Source organism: Paracoccus sp. J55, from assembly GCF_000513975.1.
GTDB lineage: Bacteria > Pseudomonadota > Alphaproteobacteria > Rhodobacterales > Rhodobacteraceae > Paracoccus.
The window spans coordinates 1-26,627 of sequence record NZ_AZVA01000004.1; the positions used below are offsets into that span (position 1 = coordinate 1).

The window sequence follows — 26,627 nt, forward strand, 5'->3', positions numbered from 1 at the left end:
ACCTTCGGTTCCGAGCGTCTCACCGGCGCGCTGCTCGACCGACTGACCCACCACGTCAACATCATCGAGATGAACGGCGAAAGCTATCGCCTCGCCAACAGCACAGCCCGTAAACAGCGCTGATCACCATAAAATATCTACCCACGATTGGCCCTAAGGGGCCAGTGCGCCATGGCTCGCGCCAGCTATGTGGCCAGCGCGCGCGCCATGGCGCACCCCCCAACTGGCCGGACTTTACGCCGCCGCCCCGGCCGACTTTTGCTCCGCCGTTGACACGTTTGGCATTTGCCAAATTAGCGTTCCCCCCATCGGCACCCCGCCGACTGGGAGAACTCCGGTGACGACAGCACCCCTCAAGACCGAGACGCAGGCGGCCGAGGCTTCGGCGGCTGGTGATCTGACGGTTCGTTTTCGTGATGGGCAGGAGCTCATGATCTGCAACGTCAGCGCGAAGGACGCTGACACGCTGTTCGGGCACTTGGCCAACATGCCCATGGACGGGATTTCGAACTGCTTTGCGGCCATTCGCCAGCCCGAGCGGTCCGTGGCCATCAACCTGGTCGATGTGTCCGCCGTCCGGTTCAAGCGCCGGGGTGCGGCATGACGCCCGCCCGCAATCATGGCTCGGTTCTGGATGCGCGCCGGCGGCGGGTCGAGGCCGAAGCCGAGGAGATCGCACTGCGCGGGGTGCATTATCGGCGCGGGGCTGGTGTGCCGGTGCATGACTATGCGCCCGATGATCTGGTCCGCATCCATGGCGTTCCCGAGGCCGGGCTTGGCTGGGGCGAACCCGATCAGCGGCGGCCGGTGTCCTGGGCGATGGTCTTTATCTGGCTCGGCGCGGTACTGCTGGTGATCCTGGGGATCGGGGCCGGAGTGTTGCTCGGTCAGATCGACTGGGGCGCGGTGCTGGACTTTGTGGCGCCGACAGCCGTGCAGGCGCGCGAGGCGGGCTGGGTGGCGCTGTCGGAGGGATCGGCGGGGGTTCGGCCGTGACGATCCTGGACCCGCAGCTGATGGCCGAGCGCGCGCCGGCGCTGATCGAGGAGAACCTGCGCTTGCGGGATCTGGTTCGGCGCATGGCTGAGCAGCTGGCGCATCTGGGAAATTCCGAATTGCTGGTCGAAGCCCGCAAGGTGCTTGCCGATCAGGTCTGAGATTGTCGGAGGGCTTCGGTCCTTCGTCGAGATGGGTGCGCCTGGCTGCTTTCGTCGCATCCCCACTGGCTGGCCGCTCTGGCTTGAGCTTCCTCCCTCCCTCCCGTGTCCAGGGCGGCCAGCACCTTTCCTTTCACACCACGCCCGGCGGTTCCGGGCTTTGCAGAAAGAGGAATTGTCCATGAACACCGCAACCGCTGCCGCACCTGTCGCGGCGCCCGAGGCCACCGACCGTCAACCGCAGATCGCGGTGCTGGATCGCGGCTTTGTCTATGTCGGCTACTGCAGCCTGGAGGGTGGCATGCTGACCGTCACCGGCGCGCAGTGCATCCGCCGCTGGGGCACCTCGCGCGGTCTGGGCGAGCTGGCCCTGGAAGGGCCCAAGGCCAACACCAAGCTGGACCCGGCCGGGACGCTGCACGCGCCCGTGGGCTCGGTCGTGCATCTGATCGACGCTGTCCCGGCCGTCTGGGACAAGCACCTGGCGGGCGCGTGACATGGGTACGGACAGCACCGAGGTCCCCTCCCTGATCGCTGATCAGGGAGCATCTGCTACATCCGACGCACCGGGCGTTCCGGTGATCCAGCAGGGCAGCGCGATACATAGCAGCTACGGCGACGGCTACGGCTACGGCGACGGCTGGTAGCCGGGGGCCGCGCATGCCTGCGGCCCGGCGAGGTGCCGGGCCGGTTCCTTCCCAACCTTTCAGATCAGAGGACGTTATGGAGATCCCATCTTCCGCGCCGCAGCTGCGCAGCCTCGACCAGATGCTATCGCTTGCCGATGGCGGCGATTACCTGCCCGACCTGCTGTCGCGGATCGAGGCCAACAATGTCGAGATGCGCAGCTTTGCGCAGCAGTATTCGACCACCGCTAAGGGCAAGATCACGATCACCATCGATGTTTCCGTCGATCCCTTCGGCGCGACGCAGATGACGATGGATGACAAGATCGTCGGGCCCAAGTCGCCCAAGCGCAAGGCCGTCGCCTGGATGACCGGCGATGGCGGCATCACCACCCACAATCCCGCGCAATCCCGCATGGAAATCCGCGACGCCGGCAACGGCCGGCGCGAGCTGCGCGCGGCCGAGTAAAGGACAGTCCACATGACCACCGAAACCCCGAAGAACATCGCCGAGACGCTGCTGGCCGAGATGCCCCGCCTGGGCGAGGTGCAATTGATCAGCATGCCGACGGCGGATACGCCCGAGGCGCCTTTTATCGCCGCCGTGCCCGAGGGCCTGCGCATCGAGGATCTGACTGCCAAGCACCGCGCCGTGATGGAGGCGCTGAAGCCGCGCCAGCGCACCGGCAAGGCGGTCCTGGCCGATCTGGATAGCCTGATCAGCTGGACCAATCGCTTCAAGGGCGCCGATACCGTACTGTTCGGCCAGATCCATCCTGCGCCCAAGCTGATTTCGGTGATCGACTACCACGGCCAGGGCGCCCCGGTGGTTGCGCCGGAAGCCGGCGACCCGGCCGCGAACTATGGCCGGCACCGCGCGGTCTATGACTTCCCCGTTTCCGAAGAATGGAAGCGCTGGAGCGCGATTGACGGCAAGGCCCTCGACAAGGACGTGTTCGGCGAATTCATCGAGGCCCAGGCCAGCGACTTCCTCGACCCCACCCCCGCCCTGCTTGGCAAGCCTGGTGACCAGATCGAGGACTGGGAACAGCGGATGATCGACATCGCCGCCAAGATCCAGGGGCGGTTCGGTCAGTATGCCGCGATCAACCTGCTGTCGCGCGAGTTGAAGATCCACGAGGTCGGGCACATCGAGGTCAAGACCAACCGGGACACCGGCGAGGCGCAGGTGCAGTTCTTGACCGAGCATCGCAGCCCGGACGGAAGCCCGCTGACCCTGCCGAACCTCTTCATGATCGCGATCCCGGTTTTCGAGGAAGGCGCGCTTTACCGTCTCGCCGTGCGCTTCCGCTATCGCAAGGCCGGCCAGGACGTGAAGTTCATCGCCTCGATCTACAACCCCGATGCGGCGCTGCGCGATGCGGCCCGGGAGGCGATGCACTACGCCCAGGGCGAAACCGGCGTGCCCCTGATGATGGGCCGGCCGGAGATCGGCGCGGATTGACCCTTCCGGTGCGCAGCGCTGCGGCGCTGCCATCCCGAATGGTCAGAGGAGCGGAACAATGTCCGACAAGGAAGATATGACCGAGGCGGCGTTCATCGAGCGCTTCGTCAATCACATGGTGCTGGTCGGCGGCACCGAGTTCGCCGACGGTTCATCCATCGAGGAATACGCCCGGGAGGTCGCACCGACCTATTGGGCCGATTCCGATCAGCGCGAGGACGGGCCGGAAGCCTGCGCCGACGCGGATATGGATTGCTGGGAGTATGCGGGATGAACGGGACAGAACTTCTGCCCTGCCCATTCTGCGGCGGGCCCGCGAGTTACACCGGCGCCGCCGTCCGGTGCAACAGCTTTGCCTGCAACACCACCATGACGCCACGGTGGACGAAGGATGTCGTTGGCACCGCCAAGGGCGACCCAGATGTGCGGTTCACGCTGGCGAAGGCGGATTCCGCGAGGCGGTGGAACCAGCGCGGCGAGGCGCCGCCGAGGATCGCAGAGGCAGCGAAGGTGCTACTGGCGGCTCGGACAGAACGGCTAGGTATTCCCGGCGATCCCGGCGAGGAGGCGATGTATCTGTTCCGCCTGTCCGAATCCGCCCTGCGCGCACTGTCGGGAGGCCAGGCAGATGTCTGATCGCTGGATCAAGCAGGCCGGCCCCGGCCAGATGCGCGGCGAGGGCGAGTGGGTCGAATACCTCGGCACCGACGAGGAATGGGAATGGCTGCGCGGCACCGGTTTCCTGCCGACCGCCGAGGGCGAGAAGCCGATGGAATGCGAGGTAGGCGATGGGTGACCGGCTCAAACGCATGCTGCGCACGCTTATCGATGGCCTGACCACGGCGCTGGCGATCACCTTGATCTATGTGGTCCTCCATCTGATGCGAGCGGCGTTCGGCTTCTGGCCGACCACCATCGCGGGCGTCACGGCCATCGCGGTCTGCCTGTGGGTCGCGGCTGGGGAGGAAGACCATGGCTGACCGTCACGACGAAGAGACGATCAAGAAGCGCATCGAAGCGCTCGTGGTGACCGCCAGCCTCAACGCCGGGAACCTGGGCGGCGATGCTGCAACCGCAGCCGCTGACCTGATGTGCGCATTCGTCCTGATCACGATGCGCACGGGCGGCAGGCCTGAGGCCGCGATTGAGGCCATGGCGCGGCACGCCATCGCCGCCTGCACCGACTTCTGGGGAAACAAGGGGAGAAAGCTCGATGCCTAAGCACCGCATCGATCCGCAACTGGTGCAATCCACCATTGCCGACCTGCGTCAGCGCCTGGATGCTCTGCCGATGATCGGTGACAACGCCGCAGGTTGGGCGGATCAGCACCGCCAGCACCGCGCAGCCGCCGAGGCCCTCGCCGACCATCTGCGCGCCACCTACGGCGCCCGGATCCACGACAAGGCGTGGACCAACACCATCCGCATGCACGGCATCAGCTCGAGCGGAACGGCGGGCCTGCAACAGGCCTTCCGCAATTGGATAGCCGCCGCCGAGCGCAAGCTGGCCGCCATCGAAGGAGTCACGTCATGAAAAACAAGCTCGGAGATCTGAACAACCACTTGTTCGCTCAGTTGGAACGCTTGGCCGACGAGTCCTTGACACCCGAGCAGATCGAACAGGAGGCGAAGCGCGCGGATGCGATCGTTTCCGTCGCCGATCGCATCGTCGGCAATGCTGATCTGCAGCTGAAGGCGGCGAAGCTGTTTGCCGAACACGGCCAAGGCATCCTGCCGATGCTGCCCAAAATCGGAGCAAGCGAGCCATGAAGGGGCGCGCCATTGTCTACGAACCCGAGGAGCTGGCCTGGATCGAGGCGCACAAGGAACTGCCGCGGGCGGAAGCCTATACCCTGTTCTGCGCCCGCTTCATGCGGCAGGATGTCTCGCTCTCGAATTTCAAAGCCCTCTGCAAGCGCAACGGATGGCTGACCGGGCGCACCGGGCAGTTCGTTCCCGGCCAGGTATCGCATAACAAGGGCAAGCCGATGCCTGACCATGTCAGGGCCAAGGTAATGGCGACGACCTTCAAGCCGGGGAGCAGGCCTCACACCTGGCGCGGACCGGGACATGAATCTATCGACCCCAAGGACGGCTACGTCTGGATCATCGTAGCGGAAACCAACCCTCACACGGGCGCCGACACCCGCCGGGTCATGAAACACCGATACCTCTGGGAACAAGAGAATGGTCCGATCCCGGCCGGCCATGCCCTGAAATGCCTGGACGGCGACAGGACCAATACCGACCCGAGCAACTGGGAGGCCGTGCCGCGCGCGATGCTGCCGCGGCTCAATGGTCGGTTCGGGCGCAACTACGACAGCGCGCCGGCCGAGCTGAAACCGGCGATCATGGCGACCGCCAAGCTGGAGTATCGTGCCCGCGAGGTCAGGAAGGGGAAGGCGTGATGGGCAAGCAGGGAATCAATACCATCTGGCTGCTCATGGCCCAATACGAAGGCCGGGCGATGATCGGCGCCGATGTGGTGTGCCAGGACTTCTTCGCCCCGCTCACCCTGCCCGTCTTCCTGCGGAAGGTCTCGACCGGCGAGATCCCACTGCCGCTTGTTCGGATGGAGAACAGCCAGAAGGGCGCGAAGATGGTGCATCTTTCGGACCTTGCAGCCTACATCGATGCGCGGGCGGAATCGGCCCGGAAGGAAGCCAGAGCGCTCGGCCGATAGGGCGCTCTTGCTAAAAATTTTGCTTAAATTTCCAAACCGCCCTTAGCGATATGATTTTCCGTCGCTTTCTGACTTGTCCCGACAGTCCATCATCGGCGCAACGGACAGCCGCGCGCTATTGTTTTTACGGATGAAATTGTCCGTTTCAGCCATTTTCAACACTGGTCGGGCCGTCTGATCCTGCCTTGTTTTTACTGGTTTGGTCCGGTTCTCGTCTTTGCTTTGCCTGGGATTGGCAAGGTTCGCAGAGACCTGAGCACATCCGACAGGACCATCACCGAGCGCCGCCTCAAGGACAGCACCGTCGTCTATACCGCACAGGTCCGGATAATGCGAGACGGCAGAAGGGCCTCCGCGTCGAAAGCCGACCCGCCGGGTAGGCCTGGTTGGAGGCCGGAAGAAGACGGCCGGCTTCGAGAAGAAGGAGGGCGCGCGGGCTGGCGGCGCCACCCTGGCGGATGCGATCCACCAAACGGATCGGCAAGGTGAAGGCCCAAATGCTGAAGTCGTGCAGACGATGGGCCACAATCACGAGCGGATCTTCCCTACACCACCCCGCGGCGAGCGCGACATTCGCCGGGGGGCCAGCTTCTCGGCATTGAGGACCTGCATTTATACGACCCGCGCCATGGGGGCGTGTCGCGGCTGTCCAAGATGGAAAAACGATGCGGCAGGCCGCAAGCTTCTCGGACCCTCGGAATTGGCCAGGCTCGCAGAGATATATTTGCGGGCGACTGGCGACAAACGGACCGTCGGGGCACGGTTCGACAAAATCGCGCCGCCCGAGGACGTGAAGAAACAAGCGCATGAATAGCTCTCGGTCGAAATGCAAAAGCTCCCCATTCTGCGGGGCTTTCTGCTGTTTATATGCCGGCCGCTTCTTTCGCCCTGCCCGCGCCGCTTTCCGAGCTTTTCCGCAACCTGACTAAAAGGACAAGTTGAGTCCCATGGAGCTTAAAGCAACACCCTCCAAGGCGGGTGAGCAGAACAATTTTTCTCTCATTACGCCAAGCGGATCGGTAACTTGCACGAGGAGAGTGCAGTGCCTGATACAACCGTAAACCTCATGTGGATCGGCAATCGTCAACCATTGCTTGATCCAACGCCCGGCAGCAATATCAGTCAGACCCAAGCCAACCAGATCGTCGGCTGGACGGCCGAAGGCAAGGATGAAATCAAGCCGGTAGAATTGACCGGGGATTACTATACCAGCGGTGGCAATCATTTTAAGACGACCTATCAGGGCACCGCTCAACAGCCGGCCAGCCAGTTTTCCTATACTGATCCCGCTGGCGACCCGCAAAGTGGGGTCACGATAACGACCTTCGTAAGCGCCCGCTTTGCGATCACCGTGCATGATGAAGACGGCAATCCTTCCGTGGTGCAGCAGAACGGCGTTCTCATTCAGATGAGCAACGGTGATCTGTTCTTTCGCCCATCGGCGAGCACCGTGAACGATTGGGACAGCATCACGCGATTCTCAAAGGTCGAGGTCTTGTCGGCCACGCCGATCGACAACACCGTAGCCACCATCGGCTTCAACGCCGACATATTTGAAACGGACATCGTCTGTTTCGTTCGCGGCACCTTGATCGAATGCGCCGATGGCTCGCGGCCGATCGAAAGTCTCAAGGTGGGAGATCTGGTTCAGACGCTGGATAACGGCCATCAGCCCCTCCGCTGGATCGGGTCGGTGAAACTCGGCGCCTCGGCGCTGAAGGCGACGCCGAAGCTGCTGCCCATCCGCATCAAGGCCGGTGCCTTGGGGACGGAAACCCCGTCCTCGGACCTTCTGGTGTCGCCCCAGCACCGGGTTCTTGTCCGGTCGAAAGTGGCCCTGAAGATGTTCGGCGCCACCGAGGTGCTGGTCGCGGCCAAGCAGCTTTTGCAGATCGAGGGCGTCGATGTCGCCGAGGACCTGCACGAGGTCGAATATTTCCATCTGCTTTTCGACCGGCACGAGGTGGTGACATCGAACGGCGCGCCGACCGAATCGCTCTATACCGGGGCGCAGGCGCTTCAGTCGGTGGGCCAGGCGGCGCGGGAGGAGATCTTCACCCTGTTCCCCGAGCTTCGCGAAAAGGAGTTCGTGCCGCAGCCCGCACGACCGTTGCCTTCGGGCCGCAAGGCCCGGAAGCTGACGGTCCGTCACATCGAGCACCATCGCCCGCTGGTCTGCTGATCGGGGCGCAGAGCTGCCGCGCGGCCACGGAGAAATCCGTGGCCCTTTGCTGTCCCGCAGCAGGGCGCTGCAGATCGCTCGATTCAATTGCCGATGCTAACCAAGACGGCAGGTTGCCGCATGGCGCGCTCTCGGCAATATGCCCATCGTGGTCAAACGGCGGTGTGGTTGACCCCTCTGATCGGGCGGGCCCTCGGGGTCCGCCCGCTGCAGTTTCAGCGCCCGGCGCGCTTGATTGCCGCTCCGATCTGTCGGCCGGGATCGAAGGCGGCCCTGCCGTCTTCGGCCGCCCTTGCCAAGGGTTTTTCTTGACTTCCGGATTGTCTCTTGGAAGCCGCTCTCACATCGCTTTCTTACTTGTTCCGCCAGTCCCTCGGCGCCACGGACAGCCGCGCCGCCCGTTCCAGAACCTTGCCGGCAGTTCGGCCGAAGCCATGGGCCGAACCCTTTACCGTTGACCGCCTCCGGTCCTTGCATCGCAAGGCGGTCGCTATGGCAGGCAATGGCAGTGCCGGCCAAGCCCGCAGCGGTCCGGCCTATCCCATGTTGCGGGTCATCACCGGACCGGCCCCGGCGCCCGGCCGCAGGAACAGCAGGGCGCCGTCCGTTGCGCTGCCCCTGGCGGGTTCGAAATGCCGCTCCCATGCGCTGCCCGGATCGTCGAGGGCCAGGACCGCGCCGCGCCGGGCCACCTCTTCCAGGAAGCGCCGCCCCGCGCCGCGGTCCAGGACCTGCCGCACCGCCGGATGGCGCAGCGCGGCGGCAAGGCGCCGGTTGCAGCGCGGCATGCCGTCGGCCAGATGGGTGTCGTGGCGCAGGTCCAGCAGGGCGATGCGCCACAGCAGCGGCAGCAGCGCGACGTCCAGGTTGGCCAGCGGCGGGTTCGGGTCGCCGTCCGGCAGCGCATGTTCGATCCGCGCCAGCCGGTTGCGCAGGTCATGCACCGCGATGTCCAGATCGCGCAGGTTCCGCGCCGCGATCACCGCCGCAAGGGCGCCTTGCGCGCACAAGGCACCGCCCATGATCTCGCGGTGGCTGGCGCGCAGCTCGGGATTGGCGGGATGCAGGCGCCGGTCGGGATGCAGGTCCTCGATCAGCTCGATCATGGCGAGCCCGTCCTCGATCGCCATCACCACGCCGTTCGCCTGCTCGACCACCAGCCGAGCCCGCGCTCCGACCAGCCAGTTGATCCTTTGCCCCCGCAGGACCAGCGCCAGCGCCGCACGTTGCGCGACCGGGCAGCCCTCGGGACCGATGATCCTGAAACCGGGACATTTCTGCCGCATCGGGAAATCCTCCGAATAGCTCAAGGCCACGGTAGCATGGCCGGCCTAAAAACACGACAAGATAAGACGTGTTTTTTCGGCGGCGGACAGAGAAAATCCTTCTCCCGCACCCGGCCGTGCCGAGCGGGCCCGGTCATGGGCGCGGCAGCGCGGATTTCGCAGCCGGATGGCGACGGGAAATGCCTGACAGATGGGTGATTGCGGTGGTACCGCCTCCCCGGCTCGAACGGGGGACCTCTAGATCCACAATCTAGCGCTCTAACCAACTGAGCTAAGGCGGCACAGGCGGGTATCTAGCCCCAGCCCGCCGCCTGCGCAAGCCCGTCTTGCCGGTTTTTCGCATGCGGGTTAAGGAAAATCCCCAGATCCAAGGGCCAGGCGCCAGGAGAGTCCCATGAGCATCAACAGCCAAAGCGATATCGCCGCCAATCTGCAGATCGGTCCCACCGACCGCGGCATGGTCAGGATCTATGTCGAGGGCGAGAATATCGACCTGCCGCTGGATTTCGACCCCGAGGAAGCCGAGGAAATCGCCGAGGAACTGCTGGCCGCCGCCGAGGCCGCCCGCAGCATCGGCGGCCCCGCCAAGCCGGGCAAGGGCGTCAGGAAGCCGCGCCGCTGATCCCCCTCGGATCGGTCAGCGCCAGAAGCCGCGCCGTCGAGACCCGGGCGATGTCGCGCAGAAGCCGCGCGCGCCTTGCGCCGGCCAGCCGCGATTCGGGGCCCATGCGGATCAGCTCGCCCCCCCAGGGATCGGCGCGGATCAGGCCCGAGCCCTCGGGCAGCAGATCCTCGGGGAAACCGGCGTCCACCGCCCAGAAGAAGCGGTCGCAGAACTCCAGGTATCCCTGCCATTTGCGGTCCGAGACGAAATCGGCCCGGCAGCTCTTGCATTCGACCACCCAGATCTCGCCCCGGGGCGAGACAGAGATCACATCGACCCGCAACCCGCCCGCCGGCACGAATTCCGGCAGCGCCGCATGGCCAAGCCCGGTGAGCAGCCGCGCCACGCCGCGCGCCAACCGCTGGCCCGGCAGGGCGGGCAGCAGATCGTCGGGCAGGTCGGAGGGCAGATCGGCGGCGCGCTTCATGTCCCGAACATGAACGAAACGGAAACATCTTGCAAGCCCATCCCGCCCTTGCGGCAGGCGAGCAGCCGCCCTATCTAGGGGGCTGGCGGGTTTCTGCTCTTCTCGTGCGCGGCCATTTTTCTCACTGGCCTATAACTTCACCGAGGGGGCTGGCTCTGTCGGGGCCCTGGTCCCGTTATCCGGTTCCCACCTGGACATCCAGGCTTTCGGGGAAACCTGCGCCGCCACGGTCGCTGCGGTTCCCGCCGCCTTCTTTTCCCCGCCTGATCCCCTGCCCCGCGAGGAAGCGCACTCTTCCCCGCACCGTGCCCGCTGCTGCCGGCGACAAAAAAGGGCGGCCCGAAGGCCGCCCGTGAGAGAGAGGAGGGTTGGCTTCCGGATCAGAAGCCGTAGACCAGCGACACGCCCAGCGTGTTGTCGGTGCGGATCGCGCGATCCGAGACATATTCGGTCTTGTAGGACACGCGGGTCGCGAAGGCTTCGGACATCTTGAAGTTCAGGCCCAGTTCGTTGGTGGCCGTGTCGTTGCTGTCCGAGGTCAGGTAGTCCGTATCGTTGGTGATGAAGAAATTGTCGTTGATACGGTGGTAGAACCGCGAGGACAGCAGGTAGCCGGTCTCGGTGTTCGTGTCGTATTCATAGGTGCCGGTAAGCGGGTCGGTCGGATCCACCGACAGGACGTCCACGGCCTTGGTGTAGCGCACGCCGATGGCGGCCTGCACGCGCCAGGCGGTGGTGTCGTTGTTGATGATGCGATAGCCCGGACCGACGCCGAAATAGGCGTCCCGCTTCAGCCGGCCGTCCAGATCGCTGAAGTCCTGATCGGTGGCCAGGCTGACCGGATCGTTGGCCAGCGCATCGGTCGCCAGGCGGCCGAGGGCGAAGGCATAGAAACGGTCGTTGAAGCTGTACATGCCTTCATAGATGACATAGGTCTTCTCGGTATCCGTGTCGCCGGCGTTGTTCTCGCCGTATTCAAGCAGGATACCCACCGACTGCGAGAACGGGCCCTGGTTGTGCGACAGGCGGCCGGCCAGGCTGAAGTCCTGGTTTTCGCTGTTGCCGGTGCGGCCGACATAGCTCAGCGCCACCGAACCGTAGAGGCCGTCCCGACGCTCGGGATTGCCGAAGCGATAGGCGTCCGACGAGCGGTCGAAATCGTCGCGGACCGCCTCTTCGACGTCCCTCATCTGTTCATTGACATCCGAAATGCCGGTCGCGTTGGCGCCCGTGGCGATCTCCGGCTGCGCGAAAGCGGGGGCCGAGAAGGCGGCGGCAAGCGCCGTGGCACCGGCGAGGTAAGCAAGCGTCTTCATCTTGGTCAGTCCTTTTCCGAACCGTTTCGTGTCCGTGGCGCCGGCTTTCCCGAAGCCACGAGCATCTCTGCTGGGTCAGAGGTAGAACCCCGCCGCAGGACGATAAAGAGCCCTGCAAAACTGGGGCCGGACTCTCAAAAACGTGAAGTTTCTTCGGAACCGGCGGCTCGGCGGAAAATGGACCACGGCAAAAAGTGATGGAACCATCTCTCCTTCAGGTTGCGTGAAAATTTCTCCTGCCCGGTCAGTTGGTAATAGGACACCACAAGGCTCACGAAAAATGACGGGCGCGAATCACGAGGATGACGAAAACCGCCTGCCTGAAAAAAAGGCAGTTCTGAAGCGCCTCCGGCAAGGTAAAATTGTTGCGAAAGACCCACAGTGGCGCGGCAAAAATGCGGGCGGTGCCGGACCGTCAACGCCGGGGCGCCGCGACCGAGGCCAAGGCGGGCGCCTGCGGGCGGCGAATCTTCTGCCTCAGGCCCCCGCGCGGGCCGTCCCGGCGCGCCATCAGCATGACGCGGATGCCGAACTGCACGCCGGAAAACAGGATGGTGTGGAAGAAGACCAGCATCAGCACCGCGATCCAGCCGCCGCGCGTCGCGGTCACCAGATGCCGCAGCGTGGCCACGTCCAGCGCCAGCAGCAGCGCGGTGAAGATCAGCGCCAGCGCAAGGCCGACGGCGATGCTGACCAGATAGAGCCGGACCAGTTGCGGCATGTCCTTCCCCGGGCTGCGGACGAGTCCCCGCATTCTAGCGCGAATGCCCCGGCTGCCGAAGGGAAAACGCCGGCCGCGTCAGAATGCCCCGTCCCCCGCGCGCGGCGCTTCAGAAAGCCTCGGGCCGGGCCTCGCGGGCCATGTGGTCCAGCACGGCATTGACGAATTTCGACTCGCGCCCTTCGGCGAAGAAGGACTGGGCCAGGCGGACATATTCGGTGATCACCACCTTGGGCGGGGTCCCGGGCGTCACCAGCTCGGCCCCGGCGGCGCGGAAGACCGAACGGAGCACCGGATCGATGCGGTTGATCGGCCATTTCGCCACCAGCGCCCGGTCGGTCATCTGGTCGATGCGCGACTGCCAGGTGACGGCATCATCGACGATTCGGGTGAACAGCGCCTGATCCGCCTCGGCCGAGACCATGTCCTCGTCCTCGTCCTCGCGGCCGATGCGCCAGTTCAGGAATTCGCGCTGCACCCGGTCGGCGGACAGGCCGGCAGCCTCCATCTGGAACAGCGCCTGCACCGCGTAAAGCCGCGCGGCGGCGGCGCGGGCCTGCCGTGCCTGCCGGTCGCCCTCGCGGCGCGTCTTGTCGCCCGCCCCGCTCATGCGCTGCCCGGCCCGTCGATTTCGCCGGCCAGCTTGATCACGTCGCGCGGAGGCGCGGCATCGCCGCGCGGCGACTGCGCCGCCCAGCCCCGCTTGAGCGCGACGAGGTGCAGCGCCGCAGCCGCCGCGCCGCCGCCCTTGTTCTGGCCCAGCGGGTCGGCGCGGACCTCGGCCTGCTCGACGTTCTCGACCGTCAGGATGCCGTTGCCGATGCAATGTCCCTGCAGGCCCAGCAGCGTCAGCCCGCGCGAGCTGTCGTTGCAGACCGTGTCGTAATGCGTCGTCTCGCCCCGGATCACGCAACCCAGCGCCACATAGCCGTCATAAAGATTGCGGCCGGCGGCCAGGGCGATGGCGCTGGGGATTTCCAGCGCGCCGGGCACCTCGACCAGATCGACCGCGGCGCCGGCGGCTTCCGCCACGGCGCGGGCGCCGGCGATCAGGCCGTCGGCGATCTGGCGGTAATAGGGCGCCACCACGATCAGCAGGCGCGCGCCGCCCTCGATCCGGGGCAGCGGCAATTGGTAATGTTCGATGCTGGCGGCCATGGGGTCACTCTTTGGGAATCGAACGGGTGGAATGGATCGAAAGCCCGTAGGCGTCAAGCCCGACCACCTTGACCGGCGCCGAATTGGTCAGCAGCACCAGTTCCGACAGACCCAGCGCCGAGAGGATCTGCGCCCCCAGCCCGTATTGCCGCAGCACATGCGACGAGACCTCGCCCTGGCGCGGCAGGCGCGGCTCGAGGTCGCGGAACAGCACCACCACGCCCCGGCCCTCTTCGGCGATGATGCGCATGGCCGCGTCCAGGGTGCCGGCATTCTCGCGCCCGATGCCCAGCACGTCGTGCAGCGGATCCAGCACGTGCATGCGCACCGTCACCGGGCCGGGCGCGGTCAGGTCGCCCTTGGTCAGCACGATATGCTCGGCGCCCGTGGTCTCGTCGGCGAAGATGCGCATCATCCAGTCGCCGCCATGCAGGGAATGCACCGCGCGCTGGCCGCGTTCGGCGATCAGGTTGTCGTGGCGGCGGCGATAGGCGATCAGGTCGCTGATGGTGCCGATCTTCAGGCCATGCTTCTGCGCGAAGGCGATCAGGTCCGGCAGCCGGGCCATGGTGCCGTCCTCGTTCATGATCTCGCAGATCACCCCCGAGGGGTTCAGCCCGGCCAGCCGCGCCACGTCCACCGCCGCCTCGGTGTGGCCGGCGCGGACCAGCACGCCGCCGTCGCGGGCGCGCAGCGGAAAGACATGGCCCGGCGTCGCGATATCGGCCGGCCCCTTGGTCGGGTCGATGGCCACCGCCACGGTATGGGCGCGGTCATGGGCCGAGATGCCGGTGGTCACGCCCTCGCGCGCCTCGATCGACATGGTGAAGGCGGTCTCGTGCCGGCTGGAGTTCTTGGGGCTCATCAGTTGCAGCCCCAGCACATCGATGCGCGCCGCCGGCATGGCCAGGCAGATCAGGCCGCGGCCATGCGTGGCCATGAAGTTGATCGCATCGGGCGTGGCCATCTGCGCGGGGATGACCAGGTCGCCCTCGTTCTCGCGGTCCTCGTGATCGACCAGGATGAACATGCGGCCGTTGCGGGCCTCGTTGATGATCTCCTCGATGGGAGAGATCGCGTCGGACCAGTCGCGCTCGACCGGTCCCGGCTTTTCATATTGCATCCGCCGCTCCTGCAAAGAACCTCTGGCCGGTGACGAAACCCGCCAGACCGCCCGCCGTCATCATTTCCCGCTCATGGTCGGTCTCGCCGATCATCAGCACCGCGTCGCCGGGCAGGCCCTGCGCCCGCAGCCAGCTTTTCATCCTGTCCCGGACCGCCGACCAGCTGTCGCCGAAGGGCGGCAGGTGCCCGGCCGAGACCGCCCCGATCTGCACCGCGAGCGCATCCGGCGCAAGCCCCGGCGCGCAGCCCAGATGCGGCGCGGCCGCGCTTTGCGCGATGCGCCGGCGCTCGGCGGCGCCGACCGGCTGGCCGTCGCGGAACACCCCCAGCGCGTTCGTCGAATAAAGAAAGGCGACCAGGTCCCGCCCGGTCGTCGCCCGCACCCCGGCATAGGTCTTGTAGTCCAGTCCCAGCTGCCTGGCCCGGCGCACCTGCATCCGCACCACCTCGACCGGCAGCCGGGCACCCAGCAGCTCGCGCCGCGCCACCGCCCAGGCATGGGCGCGAAAGCCGCGCCCCGGTGCGGGGTCGAGGCTGGGGCCGCGATTATGGCCGATGCCCGCCATCAGCCCGCCTCGGCCAGCCGCGCGACATAGCGCGCCAGCGTGTCGATCTCCAGGTTCACCTCGTCGCCGACCCGCACCTCGCCCCAGGTGGTCGCCGCCTGGGTGTGCGGGATGACGTTCACGCCGAAGCGGCTGCCCGCGACCTCGTTCACCGTCAGCGAGGTGCCGTTCAGCGCCACCGAGCCCTTGGGCGCGATGAAGCGCGCCAGCGCCTCGGGCGCGCGGAAGGTGATGCGGGTGCTGTCGCCCTCGTCGCGCATCTCCTCGATCACCGCCACGCCGTCGACATGGCCCGAGACGATATGACCGCCCAACTCGTCGCCGACGCGCAGCGCGCGCTCGAGGTTCAGCCGCCGGCCCGGCGCCCAGCCGTTCGCGCCGATATTGGTCTTCGAGATGGTCTCGGCCGAGATATCCACGTCGAACCAGTCGGCGCCCTTCTCGACCACGGTCAGGCAGATGCCGTCGCAGGCTATCGAGGCGCCCAGGTCCACCCCCGCCATCTCGTAATGGCACGAGATCCGCGCCCGCATGTCGCCGCGCATCTCGACGCGGGAAACCTCGCCGATATCGGTGATGATGCCGGTAAACATGGACGCCCCCTTCCTTCGTGCTGCCCGAGAACTAGAGCCTTGGGGCGCGATCTTCAAGCAAAGCCGCAACAGGTGTTAACGCCGGTTAAGCGAGAATCGGGAAAGGCCGTGACAGAGGCGGGTTTTTGGTGCAATCAGAGGAGGCATGACCCCGGTGGCCGGGCCCCGCCTGTAGCGAAAAGCCCAATTCCTGCATGAACCAGATTCCAGGGCTCCGATGCCGAATGCCATGACGACAGGATCACGCCAGCTGCGTGCCACCCCGCCGAAACCCGCGCCGCAGGCCGCCAGACCGCCCGCGCCCGCCGGCCGGCCGCTTGCCGCCGTGGCCGCGACGGCGGCCCTGCCGGCCGAGAAAAGGGTGTTCCTGATGCTGCAGGGCCCGCACGGCCCGTTCTTCGACCGGGTCGGGCGGCTGCTGCGCGACACCGGGGCGCAGGTCTGGCGGGTGGGATTCAACGCCGGGGACGAATTCTTCTGGTCCGACAAGGCGCGTTTCATCCGCCATGCCGGCGGGCCCGCGGACTGGCCGGCGCATCTGGACCGCATCATCGCCGAGAAGGGCGTGACCGACATCGTGCTTTACGGCGACGTGCGCCCCGTCCATGCCGCGGCGCGCGAGGCGGCGCAGCGCCACGACCTGGTGCTGCATGTCTTCGAAGAGGGCTATCTGCGCCCGTTCTGGATCACCTATGAGCGCGGCGGCTCGAACGGCCATTCGGCGCTGATGCGCATCCCCCTGCGCGAGATGCGCAACGCGCTGCGCAACCGCGTCGGCGAGATGAATCGCCCGCCGGCACGCTGGGGCGACATGCGCCAGCACAAGTTCTATGGCGCGCTCTACCACTTCATGGTGCTGGTGGCGAACCGGCGCTATCCGGGCTATCGCACCCATCGCCAGATCGGCGTGTTCCAGGAATTCCGGCTGAACCTGCGCCGCTTCCTGCTGACGCCCTTCGACGCGCTGGCGCGGATGCGCGAGGCCGGCGCGGTGCGCCGCGGCGGCTTTCCCTATGTGCTGGTGCTGATGCAGCTGGAACACGATTCGAACTTCGTCGCCCATTCGCCCTATTCCCGCATGGCCGAGTTCACCGACGAGGTGCTGATCGAATTCGCCCGCTCGGCGCCCTGCCACCATCGCATCGTCTTCAAGGCCCACCCGCTCGAGGACGGGCGCGGCGGAATCCGTCAGGCCATCCTGGAAAAGGCCCGGGCGCTGGGGATCGAACAGCGGGTGCATTTCGTGCGCGGCGGCAAGCTGGCGCGGCTGATGAACCAGGCGCGCGCGGCGGTGACGGTGAACTCGACCGCCGCCCAGCAGGCGCTGTGGCGCGGCCTGCCGGTCAAGGCCATGGGCAGCGCGGTCTTCGACAAGCCGGGTCTGGTCTCGGACCAGAGCCTGGCGGAATTCCTGCACGATCCGCGCCCGCCGCATGCGCTGGCCTATCGGCGCTATCGCGACTTCCTGCTGGAAAGCAGCCAGGTGCCGGGCGGTTTCTACGCCTCGCATTCGCGCGCGCATGCGCTGCGGATCGTCGTGGACATGATGCTGGCGCCCGAGGACCCCTATCAGGCGCTTTTCGCCGGACGCGGCAAATATCGGCAACAGATGGGCACGCGAGACGATTGAGCGGGGCAAAAATATGGAAAACCCGGAGACGCTGCGGTAACGTGCCGGAAAAATACGACCTGCGATCCGGGAATCGCGCGAGAGGACAGGAGTAACAGTTTGACGCACGTTAGTTTTTCGCCCCTTGGCACCGGTGCGGCGCCTTTTCGCGCGCGCTCGCTCGCCGCACGCCTGACCCAGGCGGCGCTTGTCGGGGCGATGCTTCTGGTCTCGGCCTGCGGCCTGCCGCGTTCCGGTCCCACCAAGAACGAGATCATGTCGGGCGCGGTGGAAAAGGGCGGCAGTTCGCATATCGTCCATGTCGACGACCGGGTGAACCGGGCGGCGAATTACACGCCCGCCTACGGTTTCTCGGCCGATTTCCGCTCGGCCTCCGCCGTGGGCGCCGACGAGATCCGTCCCGGCGACGTGCTGGGCCTGTCGATCTGGGAAAACGTCGATGACGGGCTGCTGGCCTCGATGGGCTCCAGCTCGACCCAGCTCACCCAGCTGCAGGTGGACAGCCAGGGCTATATCTTCGTGCCCTATGCCGGCCGGGTGCTGGCGGCGGGCAACAGCCCCGAGGAGCTGCGCCGCATCATCACCCAGAAGCTGGAAACCCAGACCCCCGACCCGCAGGTCATGGTCACCCGCGTCGCGGGCGACGGCGCGACCGTCTCGGTCATGGGCAAGGTGACCGCCCAGGGGGTCTATCCGATCGAACGCCCGACCCGCACGCTTTCGGCCATGCTGTCCAAGGCCGGCGGCGTCTCGATCGAGCCCGAGATCGCCGTGGTGACCGTCAAGCGCGGCAATGCCAGCGGCAAGGTCTGGCTGCGCGACCTCTACTCCAACGCGCGCAACGACATCGCGCTGCGCCCCGGCGACGTCATCCTGGTCGAGGAGGACGAGCGCAGCTTTACCGCGCTTGGCGCGCTTGGGGGCCAGACCAAGGTGCCGCTGGGCAACGAGCAGATCAACGCCATCGAGGCGGTGGCGATGGTCGGCGGCCTCAGCACCTCGCTGGCCGATCCGAAGGGCGTCTTCGTGCTGCGCGACGAGCCGCAGGGCGTGGCGCGCGCCGTGCTGGGCCGCAACGACGTCCACGGCACCCAGCGCGTCGCCTATGTGCTGGACCTGACCAAGCCCGACGGCATGTTCCTGGCGCGCGATTTCGTCATCCGCGACGGCGATACCGTCTATGTGACCGAGGCGCCCTTCGTGCAGTGGCGCAAGACGCTGCAGTCGATCCTGGGCACCGCCGCCGAGGTCGGTACCGCCAACAGCGCCTTCGAGTAAGCACATGCTGCCGAAGGACAGGGCCGCCGGGGATTCCCGGCGGCTTTTCATATGCAATGCCGGGTTCCTGACCCGCCCGCGCCTGCGCCGCATCCTGCAACTGGCCGGCTGGTCGCCGCGCATCGGCCTGCCGGGTCGCGACGATCATGTCGGCATCTGGGGCGACAGCTCGACCGCCTGGCGCGGCAAGGCGCTTGCCGCCCGGCGCGGCGCGCGGCTTGTGCGGGTCGAGGACGCCTTCCTGCGCTCGGTCCTGCCGGGGCGGGCGCGCGGGCCGGTGGCGCGGCGCGGCCCCATCGGCCTGCTGATCGACCCGGTCGGGCTGCATTTCGACCCCGAGGCGCCCTCGCTGATCGAAAGCCTGGTGCATGCGCCGCAAAGCCGGGCGCATCTGGACGCCGCCCGGCAGGGTATCGCCCGGCTGATCGCCGCGGATCTGTCGAAATACAATGCCCATCTGCCGGGGTTGGAACCGCCCGCCCCCGGCTATGTGCTGGTCATCGACCAGACCCGGGGCGACGCCTCGCTGCTGGGCGCCACCCGGGCCGACTTCCTGGACATGCTGGCCGCGGCCCGCGACGAGAATCCCGGCCTGCCGCTGGTGATCCGCAGCCACCCCGAGACGGCGCGTGGCCTGCGTCCGGGCCATTTCACCGCAGAGGACCTGCGCCCGGGCGAGCTCTTCTGCGACAGCGCCCTCTCGCCCTGGGCGCTGCTCGCGGGTGCGGCGCGGGTCTATGCGCTGTCCTCGCAGCTGGGCTACGAGGCGATGCTGGCCGGGCACCGGCCCCGCGTCTTCGGGCGGCCCTTCTATGCCGGCTGGGGGCTCAGCGACGACCAGCATCCCATGCCCCGCCGCCGCCCGGCCAGCATCGAACAGCTCTTCGCGGCCAGCCACCTGCTGGCGCCGGTCTGGTATGATCCCTGCCGCGACCGGCTCACCGATTTCGAGGGCGCGCTGCGCCAGATCGAGGCCGAGGCCCGCGCCTGGTGCCAGGACCATGCCGGGCACCTGGCCTATGGCATCCGGCTGTGGAAACGCCCGTTCATGGCGCGGTTCTTCGGCAGCGGCCGGGGCCTGCGCTTCACCGCGAAACCCGGGCCCAAGGTGACCCTGGCCTGGGCCGGCCGCGCGGAGGAGACCCCCGGCGCGCTGCGGGTCGAAGACGGCTTCCTGCGCTCGCGCGGGCTCGGCGCCGCGCTGGTGCCGCCGCTGTCGCTGGTCGCCGACGACCTGGGGATCTATTACGACCCCGGCCGCGAAAGCCGCTTCGAGCGGCTGATGACCGGGCCCCTGCCCCCCGGCGGGCGTGATCGGGCGCTGCATCTGGCCCGCCGGCTGGTCGAATCCGGCATCACCAAATACAACCTTGGCGGCCGGATGCCCGAGCTGCCGGCAGGGCATCGCATCCTGGTGCCGGGCCAGGTCGAGGACGACGCCTCGATCCGCCTCGGCGCCGGCGAAGTGCGCACCAACCTGGCCCTGCTGCAGCGCGTCCGGGTCGAGAACCCGGATGCGGTGCTGATCTACAAGCCGCATCCCGATGTCGAGGCCGGCCTGCGCCCCGGCCTGATCCCCGAGGCCGAGATGCGCCGGCTGGCAGATGTCGTGGCCCGCAACGCTGCCGCCGATGCGCTGATGGGCCAGGTCGACGAGGTCTGGACCATGACCTCGACCCTGGGGTTCGAGGCGCTGCTGCGCGGCTTGCCCGTAACCACGCTGGGCGCGCCCTTCTATGCCGGCTGGGGGCTGACCCGCGACCTGGGTCCGATTCCGGCGCGGCGGCAGGTGCGGGCCGATCTGGCGGTGCTGATCCATTGCGCCCTGATCGCCTATCCGCGCTATTTCGACCCGGTCAGCGGCCTGCCCTGCCCGCCCGAGATCGCCGTGGAACGGCTGGGCGATCCCGGCTTGGCCGCGGGCGGCCCGGGGCTGCGCTGGCTGGCCAAGGCACAGGGCGCGCTCAGCAGCTACGCCTGGCTCTGGCGGCGCTAGACCACGCCCTGGCAGGCTGCTGAAAAAGTCGTGCGACAGGGACAACGCGGGCGAGGAACCGGGAAATCCGCCTTAAATCGGTCAAAAACGCCTCATTTTTCAGGCCGATCTTCGCTGGATCTAGAACGATTTCCGCCGCGCCGCCCTCTTAAAATCCTTTTTCAGCAGCCTGCTCGGGATCAACAGTCCCCCGCTTCATCGCGCAGCCAGCGATGCATGAGGTCGGGGCCGATCCGCCGCGTCTCGACCAGCCGAAAGCGCGGCGCCTCGGCCAGATGCGCCAGTTCCAGCGCGCCGATCCCGGCCCGGCCGTCGCCGCCGAGCACGATGCCGGCGCTGTAGCCGATCAACTGATCGACCATGCCCGCCCGCAAGAGGCCCGCCGCCAGCACCCCGCCCCCTTCGCACAGCACCCGGGTCAACCCGCGCGCGCCAAGTTCGGCCATGAAGCTCTCGGGGTCGCCCGCGACCCGCCACAGCGGGCCATGCTCCGGCCCCTCGGCGGGCAGATCGGGCAAGCCGCGCGCCGAGACCACGATGCGCACCGGCTGCCGCACCGGGCCGAAGCCGCGCACGTTCAGCCCCGGCCGGTCGGCGCGCGCGGTCTCGCCGCCGACCATCACCGCGTCATGGCCAAGGCGCAGCGCATGGACGTGGCGGCGGGCCCGCGCCCCGGTGATCCACTGGCTTTCACCCGAGGCGGTGGCGATGCGGCCGTCGAAGCTGGCCGCCAGCTTCAGCGTCAGCATCGGCCGGCCGCGCTGCACGCGGCTCAGGAAGCCGCGCTGCACCTCGCGCGCCTCGGCCTCGCAGACACCCTCGGCCACCTCGATCCCGGCGGCGCGCAGGATGGCATGGCCGCGACCGGCCACGCGCGGGTCGGGATCGGTCAGGGCGGTGACGACGCGGGCGACCCCCGAACCCACCAGCGCCTCGGCGCAGGGCGGGGTCTTGCCGTGATGGGCGCAGGGCTCCAGCGTGACATAGGCGGTGGCGCCGCGCGCCGCCGCGCCCGCCTGGGCCAGCGCCATCGCCTCGGCATGGGGCCTTCCGCCCGGCTGGGTCCAGCCGCGCCCGACCACCGCGCCGCCGCGGACCAGCACGCAGCCCACCGCCGGATTGGGCCAGACATTGCCAAGGCCGCGCCGTGCCAGCGCCAGCGCGTGGCGCATGTGGCGCCGGTCGCTCACTCCTCGACCGCGTGGGGGCGCAGCTCCGAGACGAACTTGTCGAAATCGTCCGCCGCCTGGAAGTTCTTGTAGACGCTGGCGAAACGCACATAGGCCACGGTGTCGATCCGGGCCAGCGTCTCCATCACGATCTCGCCGATGACCTTCGAGGGGATGTCGGTGTCGCCCATGCTTTCCAGCCGGCGCACGATGCCCGAGATCATCTGGTCGATGCGCTCGGGCTCGATCGGGCGCTTCTGCATGGCGATGCGGATCGAACGTTCCAGCTTGGTGCGGTCGAAATCCTCGCGCCGGCCGCTGGACTTGACCACGACCAGATCGCGCAGCTGCACCCGCTCATAGGTGGTGAAGCGGCCGCCGCAGGCCGGGCAGAAGCGGCGGCGGCGGATGGCCACGTTATCCTCGGCCGGACGCGAATCCTTGACCTGCGTATCGACATTTCCACAGAAAGGACAGCGCATCCCTTGTTCCCCCAAAGTCCCGGACCCCCGCCAGTATAGGCAAGCCCAAATCGCTTGGGTAGTCCGATGATGCGGCCACAAGATCGGCGATCCCCGGCGCGGCCCGGACTGATGCTGCGGCAACCGGCGGCGGGCCCCGGATCGGGCAAAAAATCCGGCCGGGGCGTCTCGACAGGGTATCGGCCGCGTGCAACATTCCCCTGCATATCGGCCGCCAGGAGAAGGCCGATCAACGCGGAGGAACCCATGAAAGAATCCAACCAGCTTGGCCGGCGTGCCTTCCTGACCCGCGCCACGGTCGGCGGCGCCACGGCGGTCGCCGGGGCCGCTCTGGCCGCGCCCGCCATCGCGCAAGAAATGCCGGAGGTGAAATGGCGCCTGACCTCGGCCTTCCCGAAATCGCTGGACACCATCTATGGCGGCGCCGAGGTGCTGTCGAAATACCTGTCCGAGGCCACCGGCGGCAAGTTCCAGATCCAGGTCTTTGCGGGCGGCGAGATCGTCCCCGGCCTGCAGGCGCAGGACGCCGTCACCGACGGCACGGTCGAGGCCTGCCACACGGTCGGCTATTACAGCTGGGGCAAGGACCCGACCTTCGCGCTGGGTTCGGCGGTGCCCTTCGCGCTGTCGGCGCGGGCCATGAACGCCTGGCAATACCATGGCGGCGGCATCGACCTTTATAACGAATTCCTGGCCAACCATAACATCTTCGGCCTGCCGGGCGGCAATACCGGGGTGCAGATGGGCGGCTGGTTCCGCAAGGAAATCAACGCGGTGGCCGACCTGCGGGGCCTCAAGATCCGGGTCGGCGGCTTTGCCGGCCGGGTGCTGGAACGGCTGGGCGCCGTGCCGCAGCAGATCGCCGGCGGCGACATCTATCCGGCCCTGGAAAAGGGCACCATCGACGCCTCGGAATGGGTCGGGCCCTATGACGACCTGAAGCTGGGCTTCTTCAAGGTCGCGCCCTATTACTACTATCCCGGCTGGTGGGAAGGCGGCCCGACGGTGCATTTCTTCTTCGCCAAGGAGAAATACGAATCGCTGCCCGAGAATTACAAGTCGCTGCTGCACACCGCCTGCCAGGCGGTCGATGCCGACATGCTGCAGAAATACGACCACCTGAACCCGATCGCCCTGAAGGAGCTGGTGGCCTCGGGCGCCCAGCTGCGTCCGTTCAGCGCCGAGATCCTGGATGCCTGCTACAAGGCCGCGAACGAGGTCTATGCCGAGCTGGAGGCCTCGAACGAACCCTTCAAGAAGATCTGGGAGTCGATCAAGGTGGCGCGGGGCGACTGGTATCTCTATAACCAGACTTCCGAATATACCTATGACACCTTCATGATGATCCAGCAGCGCAACGGCACGCTCTGAGCCGAACCGCTGCCGGAACGACCGGGGCCGCCGCGAGAAGATCGCGGCGGCCCTTTCCATTGTGCGCAGGCCAAGGGAAAGGCGGCCCTGGGGCCGCCCTTCCCGTCAGTCGTTCGCCGGCTGCTGCGGCGCGGTCAGGCCCGGCGGCGGGCCCGACAGGCCGCCCAGCCCGCCATCGGGAGCGGCAGGCGCGGCGGGCGCCGGGGCCGGCGCTCCGTCCTGCGGCTCGGCCGGGGTCGCGGGGGCGCCGAAATCCGGCGGACCGTCCAGCCCGCCCGGGGCCGGAATACCGCCGGGTGCCGCGGTCCCGGGTTCCGCGGTTCCAGGGGTCGCGGTTCCAGGGGTCGCAGTTCCGGGCGCGGCGGGCTGGCCGAAGGGATCGCCCAGCCCGCCAAGACCGCCCAAGCCCCCCAGCCCGCCGCCCGAGGGAATCTCGAAGCGGACATTCGAGGTATCGATGGGCGCGCCCTTGTAATGCATGACCAGCCCCGGGAAGGCCATGACGATGCCCACCATCACCAGCTGGATGCAGACATAGGGCACCGCGCCCCAATAGATCTGCCCGGTGGTCACCGGCTGCATCATCTGGCCGGTGACCTTGTCGCGATAGGGGGATTTCGGCGCCACCGAGCGCAGGAAGAACAGCGAGAAGCCGAAGGGCGGGTGCATGAAGCTGGTCTGCATGTTCACGCCCAAGAGCACGCCGAACCAGATCAGGTCGATACCCATCGCCTGCGCCGCCGGCGCGAGCAGCGGCACGATGATGAAGGCCAGCTCGAAGAAGTCGAGGAAGAAGGCCAGCAGGAAGACCAGCACCGAGACCGCGATCAGGAAGCCGTATTCTCCGCCGGGCAGCGAGGTCAGCAGGTGTTCGACCCAGATATGCCCGTTCACGCCGTAGAAGGTCAGCGAGAACACCCGCGCCCCGATCAGGATGAACATCACGAAGGCCGACAGCCGCGTGGTCGCCAGCAGCGCCTGGCGGATCACGTCATAGCTGAGCCGGTTCTTGACCCCTGCCAGCAGCAGCGCGCCGACCGCGCCCATGGCCCCGCCCTCGGTCGGCGTGGCGATGCCCAGGAAGATCGTGCCCAGCACCAGGAAGATCAGCGCCAGCGGCGGGATGAGCACGATGATGACCTGCTGCGCCAGCCGCGACATCAGGTTGATCTTCAGCGCCCGGTCCAGCAGCGCCAGCACATAGATCACGATCACCGCCAGCGCCGGCGCCAGGATGTCGGCATCCCGCCCATGCGTCGGATAGAGCCAGCGGAAGGCCAGCCAGGCCCCGCCCGCCGTCAGGGCCAGCGCGATCAGCAGCGATGTCACGCCCGAGCCCAGCGTCCGCGCCTCTTTCGGCAGGGCCGGCAGGCTGTTCGGCCGGATGATCGACATCACGAAGATATAGGACATGTAGATGCCGGTCAGCACCAGGCCGGGGATCAGCGCGCCCTTGTACATGTCGCCCACCGAGCGGCCGAGCTGGTCGGCCAGCACGATCAGCACCAGCGAGGGCGGGATGATCTGCGCCAGCGTCCCCGAGGCGGCGATGGTGCCCGAGGCGATGCGCCGGTCATAGCCGTAGCGCAGCATGATCGGCAGCGAGATCAGCCCCATGGCGATGACCGAGGCCGCGACCACGCCGGTCGTCGCCGCCAAGAGCGCGCCGACGATGATCACCGCATAGGCCAAACCGCCGCGGATCGGGCCGAAAAGCTGGCCGATGGTGTCCAGCAGGTCCTCGGCCATGCCGGATTTCTCCAGCACGATGCCCATGAAGGTGAAGAAGGGAATGGCCAGCAATGTCTCGTTCGACATCACCCCCCATAACCGTTCCGGCATGGCGTTCAGCAAGGGCCAGCTGAGGTTGATGTTGCCGCCCGACAGCGGCGCAAGCTCGACGCCGATGACGAAGAACAACAGCCCGTTCGCGGCCAGCGCGAAGGCGACCGGATAGCCGAAGAGCAGGAAGATCACCAGCGAGGCGAACATGATCGGCGCCATGTTCTGCGCGATGAAGACCATCATTTGCGGGTCTCCCCGTCCTGCCGGTCTTCCTCCAGCGCGGCCTTCATCTCGCGGGCCATGGTCTCGCTTTCCAGCGCCGCGGCCTCATGCGCCGAGACGAAGGGGTTCGGATCCTCGATGATGCCGCGCATGACGGCGATCTTCTTGATGATCTCGGAAATGCCCTGGAAGAACAGCATGACGAAGCCGGCCAGCAGCAGCATCTTGGCCGGCCACAGCACCAGCCCGCCGGCATTGGTCGAGACCTCGCCCCGGTAATAGGAGCGCATCGCCCAGGAATAGAGATACCAGATCATCAGCGTGACGAAGGGCATCAGGAAGAAGACATGCCCGATCAGGTCGATCCAGTGCTGGCGGCGCCGGCTCCAGAGGCCATAGATGATGTCGATGCGGATATGCTCGTTTTCCTTGAGCGTATAGGCGGCGGCCCCGAGGAAGGCGGCGCCGAAGAGATACCATTGCAGCTCCAGCCAGGCGTTGGACGAGGTGTTCAGCACCTTGCGGATGACCGCGTTCCCGGCGCTGACCAGAACGGCGACGAGGATCAGCCAGCTCACGCTTCGGCCGATGACCGAATTGACGCGGTCGATGCCGCGAGAAAGCCCCAGCAGGGCGCCCATGTGAAAACCTCCCTCAATGTTCTTGTGGCCCGCGAGCAGGGGTTTCCCCCTTGATGTAGCCGTTTCGTATGAATGAACCCCTAA

35 protein-coding genes and 1 tRNA gene are annotated in these 26,627 nt (G+C 66.9%); 22 read left to right on the forward strand and 14 right to left on the reverse strand.

Annotated elements, in window-relative coordinates; genetic code table 11:
- The 17 genes from PARJ55_RS21495 to PARJ55_RS23240 form a co-directional block, all read left to right on the forward strand.
- Positions 1 to 123, forward strand: a 123-nt coding sequence (locus tag PARJ55_RS21495) for an ATP-binding protein (protein ID WP_036713836.1), incomplete at its 5' end; no start/stop codon positions are given.
- A 214-nt stretch (positions 124 to 337) separates the two neighbouring features.
- On the forward strand, positions 338 to 604 hold the full coding sequence (locus PARJ55_RS23865; protein WP_028712061.1) for a hypothetical protein: 267 nt from the start codon (positions 338 to 340) through the stop codon (positions 602 to 604).
- Entirely contained in the window at positions 601 to 996 is a 396-nt protein-coding gene (locus PARJ55_RS0105215) for a hypothetical protein (protein WP_028712062.1), read from the forward strand. The genes PARJ55_RS23865 and PARJ55_RS0105215 overlap by 4 nt, the downstream gene beginning before the upstream one ends.
- A complete protein-coding gene (locus PARJ55_RS23870) occupies positions 993 to 1,157 on the forward strand; it encodes a hypothetical protein (RefSeq protein ID WP_155987263.1) in 165 nt (54 codons plus the stop codon). The genes PARJ55_RS0105215 and PARJ55_RS23870 overlap by 4 nt, the downstream gene beginning before the upstream one ends.
- Before the next feature lie 181 nt (positions 1,158 to 1,338).
- Positions 1,339 to 1,653, forward strand: a complete 315-nt coding sequence (locus PARJ55_RS21500; RefSeq protein WP_051416160.1) for a hypothetical protein — start codon at positions 1,339 to 1,341, stop codon at positions 1,651 to 1,653.
- Positions 1,654 to 1,880: 227 nt separating this feature from the next.
- Complete coding sequence (locus PARJ55_RS0105230; protein ID WP_028712063.1) at positions 1,881 to 2,252, forward strand: hypothetical protein; 372 nt, start codon at positions 1,881 to 1,883, stop codon at positions 2,250 to 2,252.
- 12 nt (positions 2,253 to 2,264) lie between these two features.
- Complete coding sequence (locus PARJ55_RS0105235) at positions 2,265 to 3,248, forward strand: DUF2303 family protein (RefSeq protein ID WP_028712064.1); 984 nt, start codon at positions 2,265 to 2,267, stop codon at positions 3,246 to 3,248.
- 58 nt (positions 3,249 to 3,306) lie between these two features.
- Positions 3,307 to 3,522 (forward strand): hypothetical protein, encoded by a 216-nt coding sequence (locus tag PARJ55_RS0105240; protein WP_036713838.1) that lies wholly within the window; start codon positions 3,307 to 3,309, stop codon positions 3,520 to 3,522.
- Entirely contained in the window at positions 3,519 to 3,884 is a 366-nt protein-coding gene (locus tag PARJ55_RS23875; protein ID WP_028712066.1) for a hypothetical protein, read from the forward strand. The genes PARJ55_RS0105240 and PARJ55_RS23875 overlap by 4 nt, the downstream gene beginning before the upstream one ends.
- Positions 3,877 to 4,044: a hypothetical protein gene (locus PARJ55_RS23880; RefSeq protein WP_156929429.1), complete on the forward strand. Its 168-nt coding sequence runs from the start codon at positions 3,877 to 3,879 to the stop codon at positions 4,042 to 4,044. Before PARJ55_RS23875 ends, PARJ55_RS23880 begins: the two co-directional genes overlap by 8 nt.
- Entirely contained in the window at positions 4,037 to 4,228 is a 192-nt protein-coding gene (locus tag PARJ55_RS0105255) for a hypothetical protein (protein WP_028712067.1), read from the forward strand. Before PARJ55_RS23880 ends, PARJ55_RS0105255 begins: the two co-directional genes overlap by 8 nt.
- Positions 4,221 to 4,469 (forward strand): hypothetical protein, encoded by a 249-nt coding sequence (locus tag PARJ55_RS0105260; protein ID WP_028712068.1) that lies wholly within the window; start codon positions 4,221 to 4,223, stop codon positions 4,467 to 4,469. The genes PARJ55_RS0105255 and PARJ55_RS0105260 overlap by 8 nt, the downstream gene beginning before the upstream one ends.
- On the forward strand, positions 4,462 to 4,782 hold the full coding sequence (locus tag PARJ55_RS0105265; protein WP_028712069.1) for a hypothetical protein: 321 nt from the start codon (positions 4,462 to 4,464) through the stop codon (positions 4,780 to 4,782). Before PARJ55_RS0105260 ends, PARJ55_RS0105265 begins: the two co-directional genes overlap by 8 nt.
- Complete coding sequence (locus PARJ55_RS0105270) at positions 4,779 to 5,018, forward strand: hypothetical protein (RefSeq protein ID WP_028712070.1); 240 nt, start codon at positions 4,779 to 4,781, stop codon at positions 5,016 to 5,018. The genes PARJ55_RS0105265 and PARJ55_RS0105270 overlap by 4 nt, the downstream gene beginning before the upstream one ends.
- Positions 5,015 to 5,656, forward strand: a complete 642-nt coding sequence (locus PARJ55_RS0105275; protein WP_028712071.1) for an HNH endonuclease signature motif containing protein — start codon at positions 5,015 to 5,017, stop codon at positions 5,654 to 5,656. Before PARJ55_RS0105270 ends, PARJ55_RS0105275 begins: the two co-directional genes overlap by 4 nt.
- Complete coding sequence (locus PARJ55_RS0105280; RefSeq protein ID WP_232215663.1) at positions 5,656 to 5,931, forward strand: pyocin activator PrtN family protein; 276 nt, start codon at positions 5,656 to 5,658, stop codon at positions 5,929 to 5,931. The genes PARJ55_RS0105275 and PARJ55_RS0105280 overlap by 1 nt, the downstream gene beginning before the upstream one ends.
- A gap of 1,042 nt (positions 5,932 to 6,973) precedes the next feature.
- Entirely contained in the window at positions 6,974 to 8,113 is a 1,140-nt protein-coding gene (locus tag PARJ55_RS23240) for a Hint domain-containing protein (RefSeq protein WP_232215664.1), read from the forward strand.
- A gap of 536 nt (positions 8,114 to 8,649) precedes the next feature.
- Here PARJ55_RS23240 and PARJ55_RS0105290 read toward each other — a convergent pair.
- Both PARJ55_RS0105290 and PARJ55_RS0105295 read right to left on the reverse strand, forming a co-directional pair.
- Positions 8,650 to 9,399: a hypothetical protein gene (locus PARJ55_RS0105290; RefSeq protein ID WP_028712074.1), complete on the reverse strand. Its 750-nt coding sequence runs from the start codon at positions 9,397 to 9,399 to the stop codon at positions 8,650 to 8,652.
- Positions 9,400 to 9,603: 204 nt separating this feature from the next.
- Positions 9,604 to 9,680: transfer RNA gene (locus PARJ55_RS0105295), tRNA-His, on the reverse strand.
- A 113-nt stretch (positions 9,681 to 9,793) separates the two neighbouring features.
- Between PARJ55_RS0105295 and PARJ55_RS0105300 the strand changes: the two genes are divergently transcribed.
- A complete protein-coding gene (locus tag PARJ55_RS0105300) occupies positions 9,794 to 10,021 on the forward strand; it encodes a DUF6324 family protein (RefSeq protein WP_028712075.1) in 228 nt (75 codons plus the stop codon).
- Here the strand turns inward: PARJ55_RS0105300 and PARJ55_RS0105305 are convergent.
- The 8 genes from PARJ55_RS0105305 to PARJ55_RS0105340 all read right to left on the reverse strand — a co-directional run bounded on the left by PARJ55_RS0105305 (position 10,002) and on the right by PARJ55_RS0105340 (position 15,969).
- Entirely contained in the window at positions 10,002 to 10,490 is a 489-nt protein-coding gene (locus PARJ55_RS0105305; protein WP_028712076.1) for an MmcB family DNA repair protein, read from the reverse strand. The two genes, PARJ55_RS0105300 and PARJ55_RS0105305, sit on opposite strands and share 20 nt — an antisense overlap.
- 380 nt (positions 10,491 to 10,870) lie before the next feature.
- Positions 10,871 to 11,806, reverse strand: coding sequence for a YdiY family protein (locus PARJ55_RS0105310; protein WP_028712077.1), 936 nt, complete (start codon positions 11,804 to 11,806; stop codon positions 10,871 to 10,873).
- Positions 11,807 to 12,221: 415 nt separating this feature from the next.
- On the reverse strand, positions 12,222 to 12,527 hold the full coding sequence (locus tag PARJ55_RS0105315; RefSeq protein ID WP_028712078.1) for a hypothetical protein: 306 nt from the start codon (positions 12,525 to 12,527) through the stop codon (positions 12,222 to 12,224).
- A gap of 109 nt (positions 12,528 to 12,636) precedes the next feature.
- Positions 12,637 to 13,137: a transcription antitermination factor NusB gene (nusB, locus tag PARJ55_RS0105320; RefSeq protein ID WP_028712079.1), complete on the reverse strand. Its 501-nt coding sequence runs from the start codon at positions 13,135 to 13,137 to the stop codon at positions 12,637 to 12,639.
- On the reverse strand, positions 13,134 to 13,685 hold the full coding sequence (locus tag PARJ55_RS0105325) for a 6,7-dimethyl-8-ribityllumazine synthase (RefSeq protein WP_028712080.1): 552 nt from the start codon (positions 13,683 to 13,685) through the stop codon (positions 13,134 to 13,136). The genes nusB and PARJ55_RS0105325 overlap by 4 nt, the downstream gene beginning before the upstream one ends.
- Before the next feature lie 4 nt (positions 13,686 to 13,689).
- Positions 13,690 to 14,808, reverse strand: a complete 1,119-nt coding sequence (gene ribB / locus PARJ55_RS0105330) for a 3,4-dihydroxy-2-butanone-4-phosphate synthase (RefSeq protein ID WP_028712081.1) — start codon at positions 14,806 to 14,808, stop codon at positions 13,690 to 13,692.
- Positions 14,798 to 15,376, reverse strand: a complete 579-nt coding sequence (locus PARJ55_RS0105335; RefSeq protein WP_028712082.1) for a hypothetical protein — start codon at positions 15,374 to 15,376, stop codon at positions 14,798 to 14,800. Before PARJ55_RS0105335 ends, ribB begins: the two co-directional genes overlap by 11 nt.
- Entirely contained in the window at positions 15,376 to 15,969 is a 594-nt protein-coding gene (locus tag PARJ55_RS0105340) for a riboflavin synthase (RefSeq protein ID WP_028712083.1), read from the reverse strand. Before PARJ55_RS0105340 ends, PARJ55_RS0105335 begins: the two co-directional genes overlap by 1 nt.
- A 229-nt stretch (positions 15,970 to 16,198) precedes the next feature.
- On the opposite strand from PARJ55_RS0105340, the gene PARJ55_RS0105345 reads away from it, so the two are divergent.
- From PARJ55_RS0105345 to PARJ55_RS0105355, 3 genes are all read left to right on the forward strand, one after another.
- On the forward strand, positions 16,199 to 17,599 hold the full coding sequence (locus PARJ55_RS0105345) for a capsule biosynthesis protein (protein WP_371257418.1): 1,401 nt from the start codon (positions 16,199 to 16,201) through the stop codon (positions 17,597 to 17,599).
- Positions 17,600 to 17,698: 99 nt separating this feature from the next.
- A complete protein-coding gene (locus tag PARJ55_RS0105350; protein WP_198019315.1) occupies positions 17,699 to 18,877 on the forward strand; it encodes a polysaccharide biosynthesis/export family protein in 1,179 nt (392 codons plus the stop codon).
- 4 nt (positions 18,878 to 18,881) lie between these two features.
- Positions 18,882 to 20,873 (forward strand): capsular polysaccharide biosynthesis protein, encoded by a 1,992-nt coding sequence (locus PARJ55_RS0105355; protein ID WP_028712086.1) that lies wholly within the window; start codon positions 18,882 to 18,884, stop codon positions 20,871 to 20,873.
- Positions 20,874 to 21,052: 179 nt separating this feature from the next.
- Here PARJ55_RS0105355 and ribD read toward each other — a convergent pair whose 3' ends face one another.
- Together ribD and nrdR are read right to left on the reverse strand one after the other, a co-directional pair.
- Positions 21,053 to 22,045: a bifunctional diaminohydroxyphosphoribosylaminopyrimidine deaminase/5-amino-6-(5-phosphoribosylamino)uracil reductase RibD gene (ribD, locus tag PARJ55_RS0105360; RefSeq protein WP_028712087.1), complete on the reverse strand. Its 993-nt coding sequence runs from the start codon at positions 22,043 to 22,045 to the stop codon at positions 21,053 to 21,055.
- Between the two features lie 14 nt (positions 22,046 to 22,059).
- The gene (gene nrdR, locus PARJ55_RS0105365; protein ID WP_028712088.1) at positions 22,060 to 22,524 is read right to left on the reverse strand and encodes a transcriptional regulator NrdR; all 465 of its coding nucleotides are present in this window, start codon (positions 22,522 to 22,524) and stop codon (positions 22,060 to 22,062) included.
- Between the two features lie 246 nt (positions 22,525 to 22,770).
- On the opposite strand from nrdR, the gene PARJ55_RS0105370 reads away from it, so the two are divergent.
- Positions 22,771 to 23,895, forward strand: a complete 1,125-nt coding sequence (locus tag PARJ55_RS0105370) for a TRAP transporter substrate-binding protein (RefSeq protein WP_028712089.1) — start codon at positions 22,771 to 22,773, stop codon at positions 23,893 to 23,895.
- 105 nt (positions 23,896 to 24,000) lie between these two features.
- On the opposite strand, the gene PARJ55_RS0105375 is transcribed toward PARJ55_RS0105370, so the two are convergent.
- Both PARJ55_RS0105375 and PARJ55_RS0105380 read right to left on the reverse strand, forming a co-directional pair.
- Positions 24,001 to 25,923, reverse strand: a complete 1,923-nt coding sequence (locus PARJ55_RS0105375; protein WP_028712090.1) for a TRAP transporter large permease subunit — start codon at positions 25,921 to 25,923, stop codon at positions 24,001 to 24,003.
- On the reverse strand, positions 25,920 to 26,543 hold the full coding sequence (locus tag PARJ55_RS0105380; RefSeq protein WP_028712091.1) for a TRAP transporter small permease subunit: 624 nt from the start codon (positions 26,541 to 26,543) through the stop codon (positions 25,920 to 25,922). Before PARJ55_RS0105380 ends, PARJ55_RS0105375 begins: the two co-directional genes overlap by 4 nt.
- Positions 26,544 to 26,627 lie beyond the last annotated feature (84 nt).